This is a genomic window from Fusibacter sp. (genome assembly GCF_057447755.1).
Genome location: NZ_JBVBZF010000001.1, coordinates 79,560 through 94,955, shown reverse-complemented (window position 1 = coordinate 94,955; position 15,396 = coordinate 79,560). Strand labels below are relative to the sequence as shown.

The window sequence follows — 15,396 nt, the reverse complement described above, 5'->3', positions numbered from 1 at the left end:
AATCCTTAAGGAAGTATTGTTTGTTTACTGTAGAATTGTGAAATACCATTACCATTTTGGGCATACATAGTTGTTCCATCATCAGAGAAATCTATACTTCGGAAAACATTTGTACCTGTACTTAGACCTGGATGTTCTGTATCCGTAATGGTTCCGCCTGCATAAGGGAATGATGCATATGTTAGTGATAAGTTAGAATATGAAGAAACTCTATAAACATGACCTTGAGAAGACATGATATATATGCGACCAGGATCTCGGACATGTACAGAGTTAAGATTCTCATAATAACCAAACTTAATATAGGTATCTAAATCAACCGTTGAAGATTGAGTTGCTGTAGTTAAGTCCCATGCAGTTGTTAGGGTATAATGATGTAATACGTGATTTAAGTTTTCTACATATACAAAATTTAGACCATCATCGGTAAATGCAAGATCATATACCCAATTAGTACCTGTAAGACTGAATGAGATATTTAATGAACTTGTAAATGTAGCTGATGTTAAGATTCCTGGAGATGACATAGTAAAATGTTCAATAGTACCAGTGTTTAGTTTTATGGTATAAAGATGCTGACTATTTGGACTTAAATGCAAACCGTAGTATGAAGCACTTGCAGAATTTGTATTTAAAACTTCAGCTGTTTCGACAGCTGTTGTAACATCGCCTGGAATACCACCATTATTTAATTTAACAATTTTTGCTTGTGATGCACCAGTATCATAATATTGAGCATACCATACAAATCCTGCTGGATGTGCATGAAAGCCACCAGTATAACTATTTGGTCCAACTGGTGATTGCCCATTATAAACTAATGAATTAATGGCATAAGGTCGAGTAACTGGAGCTAAATCATCATATGTAACAAGTGGTTTATTTGCTCCACTACGTTTTACATAGACTTGTGAATCTGTCAATGCTTCACCAACATATACGTTACCAGTTGTATAGATGTTATCACTACTATAACCATATCGTAACACAGGTGTATCGACATTATTATTACGACGATATAATGCAACATTATCTATGGGCATACTGCTCCATCTAGCAGGAGAAGTTGCATCACCATGATAAATCATACCACCACCATATGTTGATGATTGACCAACATATAGGTAGCCATCACCTTGACTATTACCATATGCTTCAAGACCAGCAGCATGGCTATCACCAGCTAAGACTCTTGCATAATAATCTGCTGTATTTGTTGCTGTTGTACCAATTGTTAAATTATTTGATAAAGTTCCACCAGTCAATTGTAAGTAACGAGAATCAGCATAATCACGACTCATACCACTAGTACCAACTGTTGGTGCACCTACATTTGTAATCTCTAAACTATTAAGATCTAATGGACTATTTTGTATTTGAACACCTGTTGAACTAATATGTAATTTTTGAGATGTTCCTGTACTACCAATATAAAAGCCCATGTAGCCACTTTCATAATTTTGGAATATTGCATTTTGTGAATTTAATGTAAGAACTAATCCATCTGTACTTGAACTGCCAGTTGCAGAGTTGGTCATACGAAATGAATTTACGGTTGATATAGAATGCATATGTAACGCTGATTGAGGTGTTAAACCTAGCACAGCATTGCTGCTTCCTAGTGCAACATTTCCGGTTGCACCATCAACTTTTATTGATTGACCAGCTTGTGTTCCAATTACTAAATTCTTTGAAATTGTACTATCATTAGCCAATATTAAACCATACGTATCATTAAAGCTAATATATCCACCGTCTGGATTTGCATCGGTTTGCAAGCCAATTGTAGTTGCTATACTACTACCACGAACATTAAGATCATATGTTAATATAGCAGAACTACCTATACCAACTTTACCTGTCGAGCTAAATTCAGCTAATTTAGTTGCGGAGGAATTATCAGAACCTGAACGAATATACAAAGATGAAGCACCACTTGCTCCAACATTAATATGAAGATGACTATCTGATGCAATTACACCTTGGGCACCAAACCGTATATCAGATGCAGTAGCAGCATCTCCACCACCTTCTCCAAGAAATAAGTATGAGCCCAATTGTAAAGGGGCAGTTGGGCTTGCTTGACCATCTAAGCCAAGATACCCAGCATCAGTCATTGTTATACTTTTTAAACCAGGCGTACCAACAATATTTAATGATAACTTATCTGTACTACCATCAAAACCCAAGTATGCTCGTCGTGCTGTAACGCCCTGAGCAAAAGAAAATGCACCAGACCCAGTTAATGGTGTTTTAATTTGAATGACGTTTTCAGCTGCATCATTAGTATCTGCAACAATTGTTGCTTTGCCATCTGTAGGCGAACCCGTTGAACCAGGTTCTGCAAATATTCGACCGCGACTACTTAGATTATTTGTAGATTCATTAATAAGCAAAGCTGTCGTAGCTAATGTATTATTTTCAATTGTAAAGTTTGAAGAAACATCAAGACCAAAGCTATAACCAGCATGTGTATCACGTTTAATTGTTGCAAGATGAGCACCACTAGCCCCAAAACGTGATAATATTAATGGTTCATCGATAGGTGCATTAATTGTTAAAGCACCATCCATTGTATCACCAGCAGATAGCACAAACGTGCCTGCATAAGATGCAGTATTAGCAACAGCCCAAACCCCAGCATCGAATACTTTTAATTCTTGATTGGCTTTATCATACCACAATTCACCAACTACTGCTTCAGATACTGATGGTTCAGTTATACTAGCAAAATTTTCCATAAGATGAACAATGTTTTCCAACATATATTCACCATAGTCTAAACGTCCTGCACCTGGTAAGGAAAGATGTGTGCTAGTAGTGTTTAGACCGCCTGGATCAATTGTTAATAGAGATGTTCCATCATATAAATTAATGTCATAAGGGTTAGGTGGTAGTGGTGTTAATAATCCATCAACAGTTAAATCGAGACCAGAACCACTGATAACAACTTCCGTGTTTGGATTTGTAAACGTAGTAGATTGCACAATAAATGTGCCATCATTACCTGTCGAGCCTGTAATTGTGAATTTTCGTCCGACATACAGTACGTCTGGAATGTCAACACATGGTGGTGTACATGGTGATAAATCACCTGAAATCGTGAAACTGTTTGTAGTTACAGCAACAATTGAATAACTTGCCATTGGACCCAATACTCCTTATACGTTCTAACGAGTATTTATGTCCGACAACCTAACCCTCAAATATTCAAATTTTGCACAAATGCTTTCATTTTCTTCGCTAAAATCGGATCTTTAGTGAATTTGTGAGACCAATATTCAGGTCGAATTAGAGCCTCTATAATCTTCCGTTGTGGTGGCGATAATTTACGAAAGAATACCCCAAATGAATGACTATTCAACAATAACCAAGGAGTTAGCTTTCTATCACGTATTAATTGGATAATTTCGTTGGGCATAAGTTGTTCAAATACTTCACTAATATCACAATCAAGCCCATCAGCCAATTTTAACAACACTTTTAATGATATTTTCATTTGATCCATTGGTGAAAGTTTACGTTCAATATATTCCAAATAATATGCATAAGCAATATTATTTGTCCACATCGTTGGTGAAATATCACGATCTACCATCATTTTAATAAAGATGTCTGGTTCAGTAATTTGAACATCTTTAACAAATTGAGCAAATTTCATAAAAGAAGTATAAAAATTTGATGTAAGAAATGTTTGAATTTTTGGGACTAATCGTCTCTGAGCTCTCATCCACGAACCATAAAACAACCATGCAGAGTGTCCCAAAACAGTTTGCATCTCTTCTTCACGGACCATTCGTTTACAACGATGTCGTAAATATGCATCTTCACGTTTATAGGTACGATGACAATACTTACATTCGAAATGGTCACCGATGGTTGTTTGATTCATCGAGTCTTAAGCTCCCGTTTTATCTTGATAATCTCATCATTTTGTCTTCCTAGCTCAGAAGCATAAGTGAGAATATCTTCATCAGACAACAACGGGAGAGTGATGAACGCATCTTTTGTACTATAGTTGAAATAATCTTTAACAACTTGAATAACCGTTAATAGGTTTGAACCTTTAGCAGATTTATTTTTTGGATATGAATACCGAACTTGATGACCATCAGTACAAATAGTCATTAATTTATACAATAAATTTTTATGTTTCTGTAAACTAAAAACGTAAGGATTAACAAGTTCATTAAGAAAAATGATTTGTGCTGGATCATCAATTCCAGATAACCAACGTTGAACTGTTAACGGAGCAAAAGCCTTTTGTTCTTGCTCCGTTAACGTTTGATAAAATTGACGATCTTTCTTGTTAATGTGTCCAAGTACACGAAAGATATTTAATTTATATTCAGCCATTAACTTTTAATTTCTTTCCACAAAATTTACATTCAACATATCCTGCCTCTTTTGATAGTAACATTTCAAAAGGATGAATACAAGTGTCTACCATTGCTTTTCGATACATATTAATTTCATCAATGATTGGACCCTTCTGAGCTTGTAGATCTAAGATCTGCTCTTCGATAGGCGAAAGTTCTTCGATAATTAAACGTTCCATGTTTTTCTTCTTTCGATTCCAAGAAGTTTTTTCACTTCGATTAGCATGATTGGCAATCTTTTCAAGCATCTGCCGTTCTTCCATTTCGGCAGGTGTCTCGAAATCAGGCTTCTTCCGCTTAGCCATCGATACGTCCTCGTTCGAAAGCATCAATTTGTTTTTCTTCTTCAGATTGTTCTAAAAGACCATAACGTTTTAGCATAAATTGTTTTGATAAGAATTGAATATCATCGTTTGGCATACGCAATCCACGACCAAGTTGTTGAAAGAAATAATCCATATCTCCTCGTTCACCCAGATTTTGACCACCTGGCAATACTTCAACTCTTGATCCACGACCTGAAGGTGGATGTGCTGGTAGTATCACTTCACTGCATGGATTAGGTGTTGTATTTGGTTTTGGGTTTGTTAAACGATCTACTTGAGATTGGAGATAATCATTTTCCTTACGCAATAATGTAAGTTCTCGATCTAATTCTTCGATGCGAAGTTGTTCATCAGTTTTTTGTGTTATCCAAGTTTCACCATTAAAGACTTGAACTTCACGGATAGTTCGATCATACGAACGCATTGCACCAATTTCCACACCTGCATTTTGGCGTTGTCGGATTAAATTTAATAATTCTTCAACAGTCTGCATCTCTACTTGGTCTTCATCAAATTTTGATTCTTCTTTGATTTCTGCATCTGTAGGTGCTTGTATTTTGGCACGTATTATAGCTAAAATTTCATCTGCACTATTCATTATATTTGCTCCATTTTAATAAACATTGCAGCCGCATTAATTTCCGGATCTGCAACGAGGCTATGTTTATATAGGTGTTCAGCTATGACAAGTATACCTTCTTCCCATTTCTTTGGATGAGAAAATTTTGGACTCTTTTCAAGATTATCGTAAAGAAACCTATAAACGCTTTCCCATTCATCACCAACAACATTTTGACAAACCATCTTACGAATATCGACCCAAGTATCAGTCTGCATCATCTCTAGTAAATCAAACTTATAATCTCCACCATCACTTGTAACCGTTGGAGTTTGTAGTTGACCAGTAATTGAATGTTGTTCTAATAAGTTAACAATTGCACGTATATCTGGATAACCAATTGCAATAAACGTATCTAATTGTGGTAATGTAAACTTAATTTTTTCAGATACGAGAATTTTAGCTGCATATTCTGCAACATCATCTTTATCTGGTGACTTGAACACATAACGTTGACAACGAGATCGAATTGGTTCCATAATTCGATTAATATAATTACACGTTAATATAAATCGAGCATTATTTTCATAATCTTCCATTAATGTACGTAAGATTGCTTGACCGTTTAAAGAAAAATAATCAAACTCATCAATGTTAATAATCTTGTATCCACTCATTGCAAATGTGGTAACAAAGTTTTTAATTTTGTCTCGAACAGTATCAACATTATTTTCATCTGAACCATTAATTGTTAATACATCAGTTGGATCAACGCCAAGTTCAGAAATTAATAGTCGAGCAAGTGTTGTCTTACCAGACCCTTGGACACCTGAGAATAATAGATGTGGAATACTACCATCAGCAACCATCTGCAAGAAAGCAAGTTCATGCTTTTTGTCTTGAAAGATATAGTCATCTAATGTTTTTGGGCGATATTTTTCATACCAATGTGTTTTTATCATGATAATCCTCTACGTATTATGAAAGAAGATTATACTTCAAAAAAATTATTTTACAACATTCTGGGCTCGAACTTGCTTCATAATTTGATCACGACTTGTAGATTTTGCTAGTAGCAATTCAATACGTTTTTTCTCAGCTGCTTCTTCAGGACTTAGAGTTGTTTGTTCGTTTAAGTATTTTAAATGTTCTTCTAATTCTTGATACTTCAAAATTTCATTATTAAAATGTTCATGAAACTCGGATGTTTTCTGTTTCAATTCTTCTAGTTCACTTAATCCTTCGTGAATTGCAATCGCTTGTTTTCGTTTTAAAATTGCCATATTTAACCCAATTGTCAGTACAACAGCTAATGGATCAAATACCCCAATTAAAGCAAAGATTATATACTTTGTAGCATCGTCTATTTCAGCTCCAAACACTTTAGCAATATAGACTACTGGACCAGTATGTACACGTTGTACAATGATCTTAGACTTTACTTTGTGCTGTTCTGCTAATAGTTTTTGAATCTCTTCAGCATATAATTTTAAATCTGTATCAATCTGTGTACGTTCAGCAACCTGAGCTTTTCTCATTTTCCGACGATTTGTAGAATGGTTACCAGGAATTGCATCTATTTGTGCATCTAAGCGATTCAATTGGTCTAGACGTTCTTGTTTTAATTCTTTAACAGATTTAATTTGTTCATCGAATAATGAAATTTGTGATTCCATTTCTTTGAGTGGTAAAGTATCTTCTTGGTAACCAGCACTCAAAAAGCCAAAGATACCCATTGAGGTAATACCCATTAAGATGATAATCGCAGCAAAAAGATAGGTTCGCATTAGCACACTTAAGTCTTTCCAGTACCGATATAAAAAAGATGCAGCTACTAATTTACCTGCTTCTAATGAAGCACCCATAATCGTAACTGAAAGAAATGCACCTGTAAATAAAGATGCTAGACCATACACAGAAAATGCAGCTGCACAGCCTGCGATCGCTAGTGTAACTAGCGCAAGAATTGCGATAAAAAACATACATTAATCCTTTAATGCTAAAATCTGTTCGTCATCTGTTTTCCAGATTCTGACTCCATCATGATCAAATCCAGTAGTCCATTTTAAAGGAGCAATTAGTATAGCATCACCAACAGAAATTTCTTCTTTTACATCTGGTCCAATTGCTAAAACTTTACCCCAACGAGCTTTGTTCATCATTTGATCAACTGATTCCCGTCCCAAGATAATTCCACCTTCAGAGGTATCTAAAAATCCTTTTTTCGTGGTTTCATCATAAAAGGCAAACAAAATGCCGTTACGGACAGGAGTTAACATATATTTTATTCCTTATCTTCTTTCTTCTTTAGTTGTCTTTTTGGACGAGCAACTTCTTTTTCAACTGGGACGACTTCCTCTTCAACTTTTGCAACTTGATCTGATTCCACTTTATTGGATATATCAGTTGCTTGAGCCTTACGAAGTCGACGACGCATCTTTCGTTCGATAAACTCTTCACGAGCTTCGACTTTAACAGTTTTAGGTTTATCGCCCATAATTTGTTTAATTTTCATTAAATCAAAATCGACAATTTCACCTTTAGCACTTCGTCTCTTATTATTAGCCATTAAAACTCCTATTAACGGAGAAAGTCATTGATATCTAAATTATATTTAATACTATCAACATCGTGGACTCCAATCAAATATAAAACAAATGAAGCCACACTACTACCTCGACCTACTCCCCACACTATATTATTAGCTTGAAATGTATTTATGATGAAAATGAGTACCCTTAAGACATCTTCTAAGCCCATTTTTGCATATAAACGCATTTCATCTGCGGTTCTTTGCAATCGTTTATCGAACTCTTTTTCAGAATATTTAAGTTCATCATACTCATCACATAACTTATTTAGTACATACTCGAGGACATCTAATTCCTTGAATTTTATTGGAATATTCCAAGAATAATCAAATGGATCGACATCTTCTTTAATACTTATGCGTTCTTGTGGAGAAACCAATCTATTATATTGTTTTATCTCATCAGTCAAATGTGTAACACATAATCCTTCCGTGATTCCACGTTTAATAAAACTTTCTAATTGTTCTGGTTTGACAGTTGATTGACCATCAAACCAAAGTATACGGTCTTGAAGTTCTGTTTTATACGAAGCCTGATTCGTAATTTCCATCGGATGTGTCTATGTGTTGTGGTGGAGCTACTGGTGCATTAAACGGGCGTGCTTGAGAAATATCTATATCACCTGCCGGAACCAGATTTGGATCAAATCCAGGGGCTACTGGCATTGCACTTTGTTGTGGCAAGTCGTATGTTTGAACTTGTGGTAACTGTAATGCACTATGTTGTTGCATTTGTGGTTGTTGCATTTGTGGTTGCTGAAACTGAATTGGTCCAAGTTGTTGTGGTGCTAATTGAGATTCATAAGGTGAAACTCGCTGTACCTCATATTCTTCTTCAACAATATGATTAATCATTTCACGAATAAGTGACCATTGTTCAGCATCTGGACACCAGTCATCACCTTGAAACATTTCAATACCTTCAAGTTTAGCACGAAATTCTGTTAATGTCATATCTTCAATGACTGGTTTTGCAATTTTCTTTTTTCTAGCCATTTTTCTTCCTTTTTAGTTGCTCACTAAGTTCATTCATCTGATCGTGAGCTTCTTTACTATACGAAGGTTGTGGAGTATAGACAACCTCCCAATTTCCATACAAATATTGTTGAGCTTTTTCTTCTGGTAGGTCTGGAAATTTAATACTCCATCCAGACCAAATATTGTCTTCAAATAAATCTTTCATATTAACAAATAAACACAGTATCGTCAGGATTTACCTGTGATCCATCACAATAGATTGTTGGCGACCAAGGATAATTTGGATACACTGGATTGCTTGGACTAATTGGTGGACTATACGGAGTATATGGTGTTGGTCCAGATGGAACTGTAATAGTTTCTGCTTGAACTAAGTTCATTTTTGATGTAATGATTTGAATATCATCTTCTGTTAAAACTTGGCCTTTCTTTGCAGCCATAAATCCTTCCATGAAAGCTTTAAATTCTTTCAATGTAATAAAACCATAATCAACATTCATCGTTACATTAACAGTTCCATCAGATGATGTAATTGTTTCACTATCTACCTGTATCATTATATTATCCTATTTGAAATACTTGGTTGCGATTATTACCTTCACGGTATGATACGTGAACCCAGCCTGAATATGGATCACCTGGTTTTGGAAATTCCCTAATTAATTGATCAAACTCAGGAATATTAGATTGAATCCAAACAAACAATTCATCATTTGGTAAACCAGGAATTTCAATGTCAGCTGCTTCACCGAGTGGGTGGCTTTTACGAGAGAAATATTCTTGCCACGATTCATCATTTACCAACATACCTTTACGTGTGCACCAAGCTTCAAAACTTTTACGTGTAATTGTTTTTTCTAACTCTTCACCACGATACCAACTGTTGGGGCTAAAACTAACACCAAAATGAACTCGAATAGGTTCTAAAATATGTTCGGCTAATAGCTTTGCAGATTCAAGAACAGGAGTTGTTGGGGTATTATCAATCATTAAACGAGATGCTGTACTGGACTTTGCAATCTCGTACATCTTGAAATGAGCACTGATTTTTTCCTGTGGATTATAAATTAACATTCTGATTCTCCTAAATTATATCACCGATTACTCGGCCTTTAAGGTATTTATTGTAAGAATCTGACGGGGCAATTGTGATCCACAAATCAGGAGAAATGGGATGACAAAGCATTTGATGTTTATTTAATGCAGGGTAAACGTTTTTTCCGTTTATAATTAAATCCATTACTCTAATATGTCCAGGTACCACTAATGATGCGTCAGGTCCATAAACTAGGGCTGTAAAATCCCTTCCAGCCAAATCAGATGCTTCAACTACATCTAATTCCATTGTATCTATGGAATCATAAACTAAAACATTCCAGTTTGCAGGCATATTGAATTCAAATCCACGAATTGATAATCGTACTGTTGGGCAAGTTACTTCTTCTAAAACATGAATAGGAGCAAGTGTATAGTCCAACTGTTCTAAATCTAATATCCAAAAATCACTTGAAATTGTTGGAACAAAGATACTATCTAAGATAATTGCTTCGTTCTTTTCATCAAAAATTAACATGTGTTATCCTATTTTATAATTATTATGGTCTAATTATAATACAAGGTTCGCATATTTGACAACAGTCTTTTTGTGTGGATATTGGGCTTCGGTATAAAACTTTGAGCGTTCACGTAAATGTTTCTTGCTATATTTTAGATCTGAACAAATATCTGTTACCAAAACTGAATCTTTATCTGGTGCTTTACGTAGTCCACGGCCAATAGTTTGAATGATTCGAATAAAAGATTTACCTACATCAATAAAAATCAAATTGAAAATACGTTTGATATTAAGACCCGTACTAGCAATATGAATTGTAGCAATAACAACCAAATTGTCATGTTCTTTAAATAAGTCATACACTTCACGGCGAGCTTTCTTTTTATCTTTACCATGAACAAAAATAGCACCAGGAATCATCTTTGCTAACTTCTTGCCAAAGTTAACACCATCAACTAGACAGAATACATTACCTTTTTGTTCATCACGTTTTGTTTCAATACATTTTTTAATCCACAACATACGTTGTTCATTATTTTGTAGGTAGCGTTTTTCAGCTGTGTATTCTGGTAAATAAGCTTCTTTAAATTTTGTATAAGTTAAAGGTTTATCAAGAGGATTAACTTGTTCTAGGTATTCTTGATATTCTTTCTGAAAATCTTCTTCTAGCTGTTTTATATCAATTTCTAAACGAGCTAACCAACCCTGTTTAATTAATTCATGAGCTGGTATTTCATATACAGGTGTTCCCAAAGATACTTGCACTGACATCGCGTCAGCCTCTTCTTTCGGTAACGTACCTGTTAGTCCAAACCGATATGCAATGTGGCTACCATGTTCATTTAGGATATCTGTAAGTACATTTCCTTTAACACCATGACATTCATCTACAACAACAAGATTAAACTCTTTCATAATTAATTTATTATTTTGAATAGCTTGCCATGTTGAGACTACATGTAGGTGGTCTAGGTCTTTAACATCACCACTGTATTCACCTGTATCCAATCCCCAATATAAAAATTCGATTTTTGTTTGTTCTACCAAGTCTGAACTGGGAACAATTGTAATTGTTTTTAGACCACGTTTACCATAACTATCAACTAATGCTGCATTCATAATGGTTTTACCTGCACCAGTTCCAGCCAAAATAATACCACCTGCACTTTCTATTGCAGCGTTAACAGCTTCTTGTTGATATGGTCTAAGAGAGATTGGCTCACCTGTTTCTGGATCAGGGATGTGTTCAAAATACTTATCAGTGATGGGATCAGGATCAAATAAGCCTACAGTTCGATGATCTTCAATCTTTGGTGCATAGCCTAACTTAAGAAGCATTGGCACAATCTGATCTAATAACCGAATAAAAGTTTTACCAGTTTTGTGAAAATAACGGATCTTGCCATCCCAAGATCCTAGTTTATATTTGGGATTGAAAAAATAGTTTGGTGCAAATTTGCCATACACTTCATAAAAATAATCAGCATGGTCTGGATGTAAATTTGCAATGACGCAATTAACTTCGTCTAGGATTCTTATTGTGCATTTCTTTGTCATTATTATTTTTTGATGCAGTATTTGGTATTTCTAATTTCATATCTAATGGAGGTAGTTTAGGATCAAGCATATCTGCCATCGATAAACGTTCCTCTAATTTTTGGGCTAGTTTGTATAGAAAACAACGAACCTGTGAATCTTCCATTGTATCAACATAACGATAAGCATTGTTGATTAGTTTAGGGAGATTATCAAAGTCATAATCTTCCTCTTCATACTCGGTAATTAATTTATCAATAGGTGTATTCATTAAAGTACAACATCAGATAATTGATGTATTCTCGCTTCAGTTATATTTTTTAACGCATATCCACGTGCTTCAAATGCACGAACTATACCATCAAATCGATCATATAATTCTGTGGCTTCGTGCAAAATTTCTCTTTTTGATAAGTATGTTGTTTCTTTACAAACATATCTATCTTTATCTTTGTAAGATAGTTCGCGACTATACTTCTCGGTATAACGAACCCATTCTTCACCCCGAACTTTCTCGACTTGATCCTCAATATATTTTACTACGGATTTAAGTTGAATTCTACATTCATCATAATAAGCAAGCCAACCAGGTTGTTCACGATTAGCCAATTCTAAAGTCTTACCTTCAATTTTCAAATTCTCAGCCCAATCAACAAGAATTTCTTCATAGTGGTCAAGAATTTGAGGTAAGTTTAGTAATGATTCTGTAATTAGTTGGTATGGATTCAATGAATAGTCCTTTCGTTATACACGTATTTTTTATTTTCCCAATCTTCATATTCAGGTAGTTCTGATTTATCCTGATCTTTTGAAATAGTTTCCTGTTCCTCGATCAACTCTTCATTGTGATTTTCAGCATCCATTTCTCGTAAAAATTCTATTATATCTTTAGCTGTTCCATCTTCCGCTATTTCAATTGGAATGCCAATAGTTAATGATCTTTGCAATCGTTCACCATTTGCATTAACTGTCGGCATTTCCATTACTTCTCCAGTCTTTTTATTTAAGACTGTTGCAACATCATCCATGATAGCTGTTCTAGCATTAATAATAACTAAATCACGACTTATACTAACACCATCCCAAGAAAAATCTTCTGGAGATTGACCTACATATTCAATAATACCTTCCAGGACGTGATCTAATGCCATAAAAATTAAATCTGTTGCTTCAATATATTCCTGCTCTCGTTGTGCTATTAGCTTAGCGATTTTTGCCATCGTTAGCCCCTTTCCAAACCAAATCTTGTACATCCATCAGCAATCCAGCAACTTGTTTTAAGTTGGGTTTCTTTTGTAGATCTGACTTCTTGTACCATACTTCTCGAACTTCCCTATCCATCTCTTCAGCATATTGGACTACTTCTTCATAAGTCCAAGCACCATTACGGATATTTAGTAGTTCTTGAGCATCTGGTCTTTTAACAAGGATAACACCATCACGTAAGGCTTCAACACCCATACGTAAAAGTCGCACTAAATGCATAGCATGCTTCGTATCATAACCAAATTGTTCTTCTAATTCACTACGAGTTTCATTTCGATTCTTTTTCCAAGTCCAGTATTGTTTATGTTTCTCTTTGGCAACATTGTATTCTTCTTTGCAAAACTTCACAATAAACAAGGGTTGGCGACGAGTTGTCCAAAACCAGTTTTTCTTGGTAAAAAATTCTTCTTCAGGATCATATGTAGTGTTTAACGTAAAATTTTTATCACAAGTTTGATATCCGTCAACTTTATATAATCCAAGTAAATTGCCATCATAAGGAACCAATCGATACCCATTCCAATAATCTAGTAAATTTAATTTGAAAATTTTCTCAGATGTAAAATTATGAACTAATTTAACAAAATCTGTTTGTCTTGGTGGTTGTTCAGGTTGTGGATTATTAATCCACTTATTATGACCTTTAATGCGTTTTAACTGCGCTAATGCATATCCACTTGTTGTAAATGCAATTTTCGAGGATAACATCGTTGCTCTATACTCACGCAATAGATCATAAGCAGGTGTACGAAAAGTAATATCTGCATCATCAACCCATAAAGTTTCAATAATGTTTGGGTTACAATCGGTACATAACTGAACAAACTTACGAAGTTCATATATCTTCGTATCCTCTTCAGATGTATCAGTAACCTCACCTACATTAAAAAATGGGGTGCGAATATTAATTGGATCTGCACAGAAAATACCTCTAAAGTCAACATCAGAGGTGGGCAGATTTGTTCCATATGCAATAGATCCTGCATAGTGTTTAACTAACAGATTTTCTTGCATTAATTGTTGAGTATTTCGCATATAATTTCTCCAGTTTGATAGAGTTAATTATACAGAAAGGGAAGAGTAGGCACAAGGCCTACTCTTTGTTTTTTGCAGCTTTTGATTTACGACGGTTTGCTGTTTCATCCTTAGTTTCTGTTTCCGTGTCAATGATGATGTCTTTCTCATCAACCTCCAAGAATAAGTCCTTTTGACCTTCAGCTCGTTGTAGTAAATCCATTGCAAATTCTGCAAAGTTCTTTTGTTGAAATTTGATATCAGTTCCAACTACGTAGTACCAAGCACCACGATTTTCCACTATTCCCATTCCTTTCAACGTGTCCAATAGCCCAGAAAATGGATCCATTCCTGATTCATATGGAACATGCACCGTTACATTTTGGAAAGGTTTTGTGAATCTTGTTTTGTAACCTTCACACTTCATCCGAATACCTTTGATATCTTTTTTGTTGTTTTCATCACGAAGTTTTAATTTCGTTAACATAACAATTTGTGATAAAGCAAACTTAATCGAATTACCAACAATCCACTGACCTTCACCAGCAAGTAACTGGTCGGCGGTTGCTTGATAAACTTGTGAAGTTACAATCATAGCTATATTGTGGTGTTTAATTGCATTGACAAAGTTACGCAACATTGCTTTTAATTGCTTAGCACGTTGACCTTGATCGCCTTTTTGTACACCTTTGTTGAAATTTTCATCTTCTGATGAAGTTGACAACATATCTAAACTATCAATAGCAACTAGAATTTGTGGTGCATCAGGATTGTTAACACTCATAACACCATATTCTTTTTCATAGCCTTTGATAAAAGCTGATACAATTTTAATCACATGTTCGATAGTTGAGACTGATTTATAATTGTAATCATTCTTAACATCACATCCAATTGCACCCATAAATTCATCATCTAATGCATTTTCTGAATCAAGTAGTAAAATATAAGCACCTGCATCTTGGGCATTTTTGATTACATTACCAACCATGAAACTTTTACCTACACCAGATGGACCTGCAAAATCCAAGATTCGACCTTGTGGTATACCTTTAAAGAAACTACCCGAAATAATTTTATTTAAGACGTAGTTACCTGTTGTATACCAATAACGAGGGGGCTGTGCAGAACTGCCAACCCCCTCCATACGATCGACTGTCTTTTCAAACTCTTTTAAAAAGTCCATTATCGAT

At 35.0% G+C, this 15,396-nt stretch carries 21 protein-coding genes; all 21 read right to left on the bottom strand.

The annotated features are described in order from the left end of the window. Positions 1–5: 5 nt before the first annotated feature. Entirely contained in the window at positions 6–3,146 is a 3,141-nt protein-coding gene (locus tag AC220I_RS00445) for a hypothetical protein (protein ID WP_486721868.1), read from the bottom strand. Positions 3,147–3,202: 56 nt separating this feature from the next. Next, complete coding sequence (locus tag AC220I_RS00440; protein WP_486721867.1) at positions 3,203–3,796, bottom strand: hypothetical protein; 594 nt, start codon at positions 3,794–3,796, stop codon at positions 3,203–3,205. A 92-nt stretch (positions 3,797–3,888) separates the two neighbouring features. After that, positions 3,889–4,356 (bottom strand): hypothetical protein, encoded by a 468-nt coding sequence (locus AC220I_RS00435; RefSeq protein ID WP_486721866.1) that lies wholly within the window; start codon positions 4,354–4,356, stop codon positions 3,889–3,891. Continuing rightward, positions 4,349–4,684, bottom strand: a complete 336-nt coding sequence (locus AC220I_RS00430) for a hypothetical protein (RefSeq protein ID WP_486721865.1) — start codon at positions 4,682–4,684, stop codon at positions 4,349–4,351. Before AC220I_RS00430 ends, AC220I_RS00435 begins: the two co-directional genes overlap by 8 nt. Beyond that, the gene (locus AC220I_RS00425; RefSeq protein ID WP_486721864.1) at positions 4,677–5,303 is read right to left on the bottom strand and encodes a portal protein; all 627 of its coding nucleotides are present in this window, start codon (positions 5,301–5,303) and stop codon (positions 4,677–4,679) included. The genes AC220I_RS00430 and AC220I_RS00425 overlap by 8 nt, the downstream gene beginning before the upstream one ends. Continuing rightward, positions 5,303–6,226 carry an AAA family ATPase gene (locus tag AC220I_RS00420; protein ID WP_486721863.1) on the bottom strand — a complete coding sequence of 308 codons (924 nt, stop codon included), beginning with the start codon at positions 6,224–6,226 and terminating at the stop codon, positions 5,303–5,305. The genes AC220I_RS00425 and AC220I_RS00420 overlap by 1 nt, the downstream gene beginning before the upstream one ends. Before the next feature lie 45 nt (positions 6,227–6,271). Continuing rightward, positions 6,272–7,246 (bottom strand): hypothetical protein, encoded by a 975-nt coding sequence (locus AC220I_RS00415; RefSeq protein ID WP_486721862.1) that lies wholly within the window; start codon positions 7,244–7,246, stop codon positions 6,272–6,274. Positions 7,247–7,249: 3 nt separating this feature from the next. Next, a complete protein-coding gene (locus AC220I_RS00410) occupies positions 7,250–7,543 on the bottom strand; it encodes a hypothetical protein (RefSeq protein ID WP_486721861.1) in 294 nt (97 codons plus the stop codon). A gap of 5 nt (positions 7,544–7,548) precedes the next feature. Beyond that, positions 7,549–7,833, bottom strand: a complete 285-nt coding sequence (locus AC220I_RS00405; RefSeq protein WP_486721860.1) for a hypothetical protein — start codon at positions 7,831–7,833, stop codon at positions 7,549–7,551. 11 nt (positions 7,834–7,844) lie between these two features. Next, a complete protein-coding gene (locus AC220I_RS00400) occupies positions 7,845–8,405 on the bottom strand; it encodes a hypothetical protein (RefSeq protein ID WP_486721859.1) in 561 nt (186 codons plus the stop codon). Beyond that, positions 8,377–8,850, bottom strand: coding sequence for a hypothetical protein (locus AC220I_RS00395; protein ID WP_486721858.1), 474 nt, complete (start codon positions 8,848–8,850; stop codon positions 8,377–8,379). The genes AC220I_RS00400 and AC220I_RS00395 overlap by 29 nt, the downstream gene beginning before the upstream one ends. Further along, complete coding sequence (locus tag AC220I_RS00390) at positions 8,843–9,037, bottom strand: hypothetical protein (RefSeq protein WP_486721857.1); 195 nt, start codon at positions 9,035–9,037, stop codon at positions 8,843–8,845. Before AC220I_RS00390 ends, AC220I_RS00395 begins: the two co-directional genes overlap by 8 nt. 1 nt (position 9,038) lies before the next feature. Beyond that, positions 9,039–9,389 (bottom strand): hypothetical protein, encoded by a 351-nt coding sequence (locus AC220I_RS00385; RefSeq protein ID WP_486721856.1) that lies wholly within the window; start codon positions 9,387–9,389, stop codon positions 9,039–9,041. A 4-nt stretch (positions 9,390–9,393) separates the two neighbouring features. Further along, the gene (locus tag AC220I_RS00380) at positions 9,394–9,906 is read right to left on the bottom strand and encodes a hypothetical protein (protein ID WP_486721855.1); all 513 of its coding nucleotides are present in this window, start codon (positions 9,904–9,906) and stop codon (positions 9,394–9,396) included. A 10-nt stretch (positions 9,907–9,916) separates the two neighbouring features. Further along, positions 9,917–10,405: a hypothetical protein gene (locus AC220I_RS00375; RefSeq protein ID WP_486721854.1), complete on the bottom strand. Its 489-nt coding sequence runs from the start codon at positions 10,403–10,405 to the stop codon at positions 9,917–9,919. 33 nt (positions 10,406–10,438) lie between these two features. Next, on the bottom strand, positions 10,439–11,944 hold the full coding sequence (locus AC220I_RS00370) for a DEAD/DEAH box helicase family protein (protein WP_486721853.1): 1,506 nt from the start codon (positions 11,942–11,944) through the stop codon (positions 10,439–10,441). Then, on the bottom strand, positions 11,904–12,194 hold the full coding sequence (locus AC220I_RS00365; protein WP_486721852.1) for a hypothetical protein: 291 nt from the start codon (positions 12,192–12,194) through the stop codon (positions 11,904–11,906). The genes AC220I_RS00370 and AC220I_RS00365 overlap by 41 nt, the downstream gene beginning before the upstream one ends. Then, the gene (locus AC220I_RS00360) at positions 12,194–12,652 is read right to left on the bottom strand and encodes a hypothetical protein (protein ID WP_486721851.1); all 459 of its coding nucleotides are present in this window, start codon (positions 12,650–12,652) and stop codon (positions 12,194–12,196) included. The genes AC220I_RS00365 and AC220I_RS00360 overlap by 1 nt, the downstream gene beginning before the upstream one ends. Further along, positions 12,649–13,143, bottom strand: a complete 495-nt coding sequence (locus tag AC220I_RS00355; RefSeq protein ID WP_486721850.1) for a hypothetical protein — start codon at positions 13,141–13,143, stop codon at positions 12,649–12,651. The genes AC220I_RS00360 and AC220I_RS00355 overlap by 4 nt, the downstream gene beginning before the upstream one ends. Continuing rightward, complete coding sequence (locus tag AC220I_RS00350; RefSeq protein ID WP_486721849.1) at positions 13,127–14,224, bottom strand: DNA polymerase beta superfamily protein; 1,098 nt, start codon at positions 14,222–14,224, stop codon at positions 13,127–13,129. Before AC220I_RS00350 ends, AC220I_RS00355 begins: the two co-directional genes overlap by 17 nt. Before the next feature lie 58 nt (positions 14,225–14,282). After that, on the bottom strand, positions 14,283–15,389 hold the full coding sequence (locus AC220I_RS00345) for a P-loop NTPase family protein (RefSeq protein ID WP_486721848.1): 1,107 nt from the start codon (positions 15,387–15,389) through the stop codon (positions 14,283–14,285). Positions 15,390–15,396: the final 7 nt, after the last annotated feature.

Excerpts from the sequence above, each read along its gene's own strand:
- AC220I_RS00355 (WP_486721850.1), bottom strand. The coding sequence starts at position 13,143 with ATGGCAAAAATCGCTAAGCTAATAGCACAACGAGAGCAGGAATATATT.
- AC220I_RS00435 (WP_486721866.1), bottom strand. The coding sequence starts at position 4,356 with ATGGCTGAATATAAATTAAATATCTTTCGTGTACTTGGACACATTAAC.
- AC220I_RS00370 (WP_486721853.1), bottom strand. The coding sequence starts at position 11,944 with ATGACAAAGAAATGCACAATAAGAATCCTAGACGAAGTTAATTGCGTC.
- AC220I_RS00385 (WP_486721856.1), bottom strand. The coding sequence starts at position 9,389 with ATGATACAGGTAGATAGTGAAACAATTACATCATCTGATGGAACTGTT.
- AC220I_RS00350 (WP_486721849.1), bottom strand. The coding sequence starts at position 14,224 with ATGCGAAATACTCAACAATTAATGCAAGAAAATCTGTTAGTTAAACAC.
- AC220I_RS00400 (WP_486721859.1), bottom strand. The coding sequence starts at position 8,405 with ATGGAAATTACGAATCAGGCTTCGTATAAAACAGAACTTCAAGACCGT.
- AC220I_RS00415 (WP_486721862.1), bottom strand. The coding sequence starts at position 7,246 with ATGTTTTTTATCGCAATTCTTGCGCTAGTTACACTAGCGATCGCAGGC.
- AC220I_RS00395 (WP_486721858.1), bottom strand. The coding sequence starts at position 8,850 with ATGGCTAGAAAAAAGAAAATTGCAAAACCAGTCATTGAAGATATGACA.
- AC220I_RS00425 (WP_486721864.1), bottom strand. The coding sequence starts at position 5,303 with ATGAATAGTGCAGATGAAATTTTAGCTATAATACGTGCCAAAATACAA.
- AC220I_RS00420 (WP_486721863.1), bottom strand. The coding sequence starts at position 6,226 with ATGATAAAAACACATTGGTATGAAAAATATCGCCCAAAAACATTAGAT.
- AC220I_RS00365 (WP_486721852.1), bottom strand. The coding sequence starts at position 12,194 with ATGAATACACCTATTGATAAATTAATTACCGAGTATGAAGAGGAAGAT.
- AC220I_RS00375 (WP_486721854.1), bottom strand. The coding sequence starts at position 10,405 with ATGTTAATTTTTGATGAAAAGAACGAAGCAATTATCTTAGATAGTATC.
- AC220I_RS00430 (WP_486721865.1), bottom strand. The coding sequence starts at position 4,684 with ATGGCTAAGCGGAAGAAGCCTGATTTCGAGACACCTGCCGAAATGGAA.
- AC220I_RS00445 (WP_486721868.1), bottom strand. The coding sequence starts at position 3,146 with ATGGCAAGTTATTCAATTGTTGCTGTAACTACAAACAGTTTCACGATT.
- AC220I_RS00380 (WP_486721855.1), bottom strand. The coding sequence starts at position 9,906 with ATGTTAATTTATAATCCACAGGAAAAAATCAGTGCTCATTTCAAGATG.
- AC220I_RS00345 (WP_486721848.1), bottom strand. The coding sequence starts at position 15,389 with ATGGACTTTTTAAAAGAGTTTGAAAAGACAGTCGATCGTATGGAGGGG.
- AC220I_RS00405 (WP_486721860.1), bottom strand. The coding sequence starts at position 7,833 with ATGGCTAATAATAAGAGACGAAGTGCTAAAGGTGAAATTGTCGATTTT.
- AC220I_RS00390 (WP_486721857.1), bottom strand. The coding sequence starts at position 9,037 with ATGAAAGATTTATTTGAAGACAATATTTGGTCTGGATGGAGTATTAAA.
- AC220I_RS00410 (WP_486721861.1), bottom strand. The coding sequence starts at position 7,543 with ATGTTAACTCCTGTCCGTAACGGCATTTTGTTTGCCTTTTATGATGAA.
- AC220I_RS00440 (WP_486721867.1), bottom strand. The coding sequence starts at position 3,796 with ATGGTCCGTGAAGAAGAGATGCAAACTGTTTTGGGACACTCTGCATGG.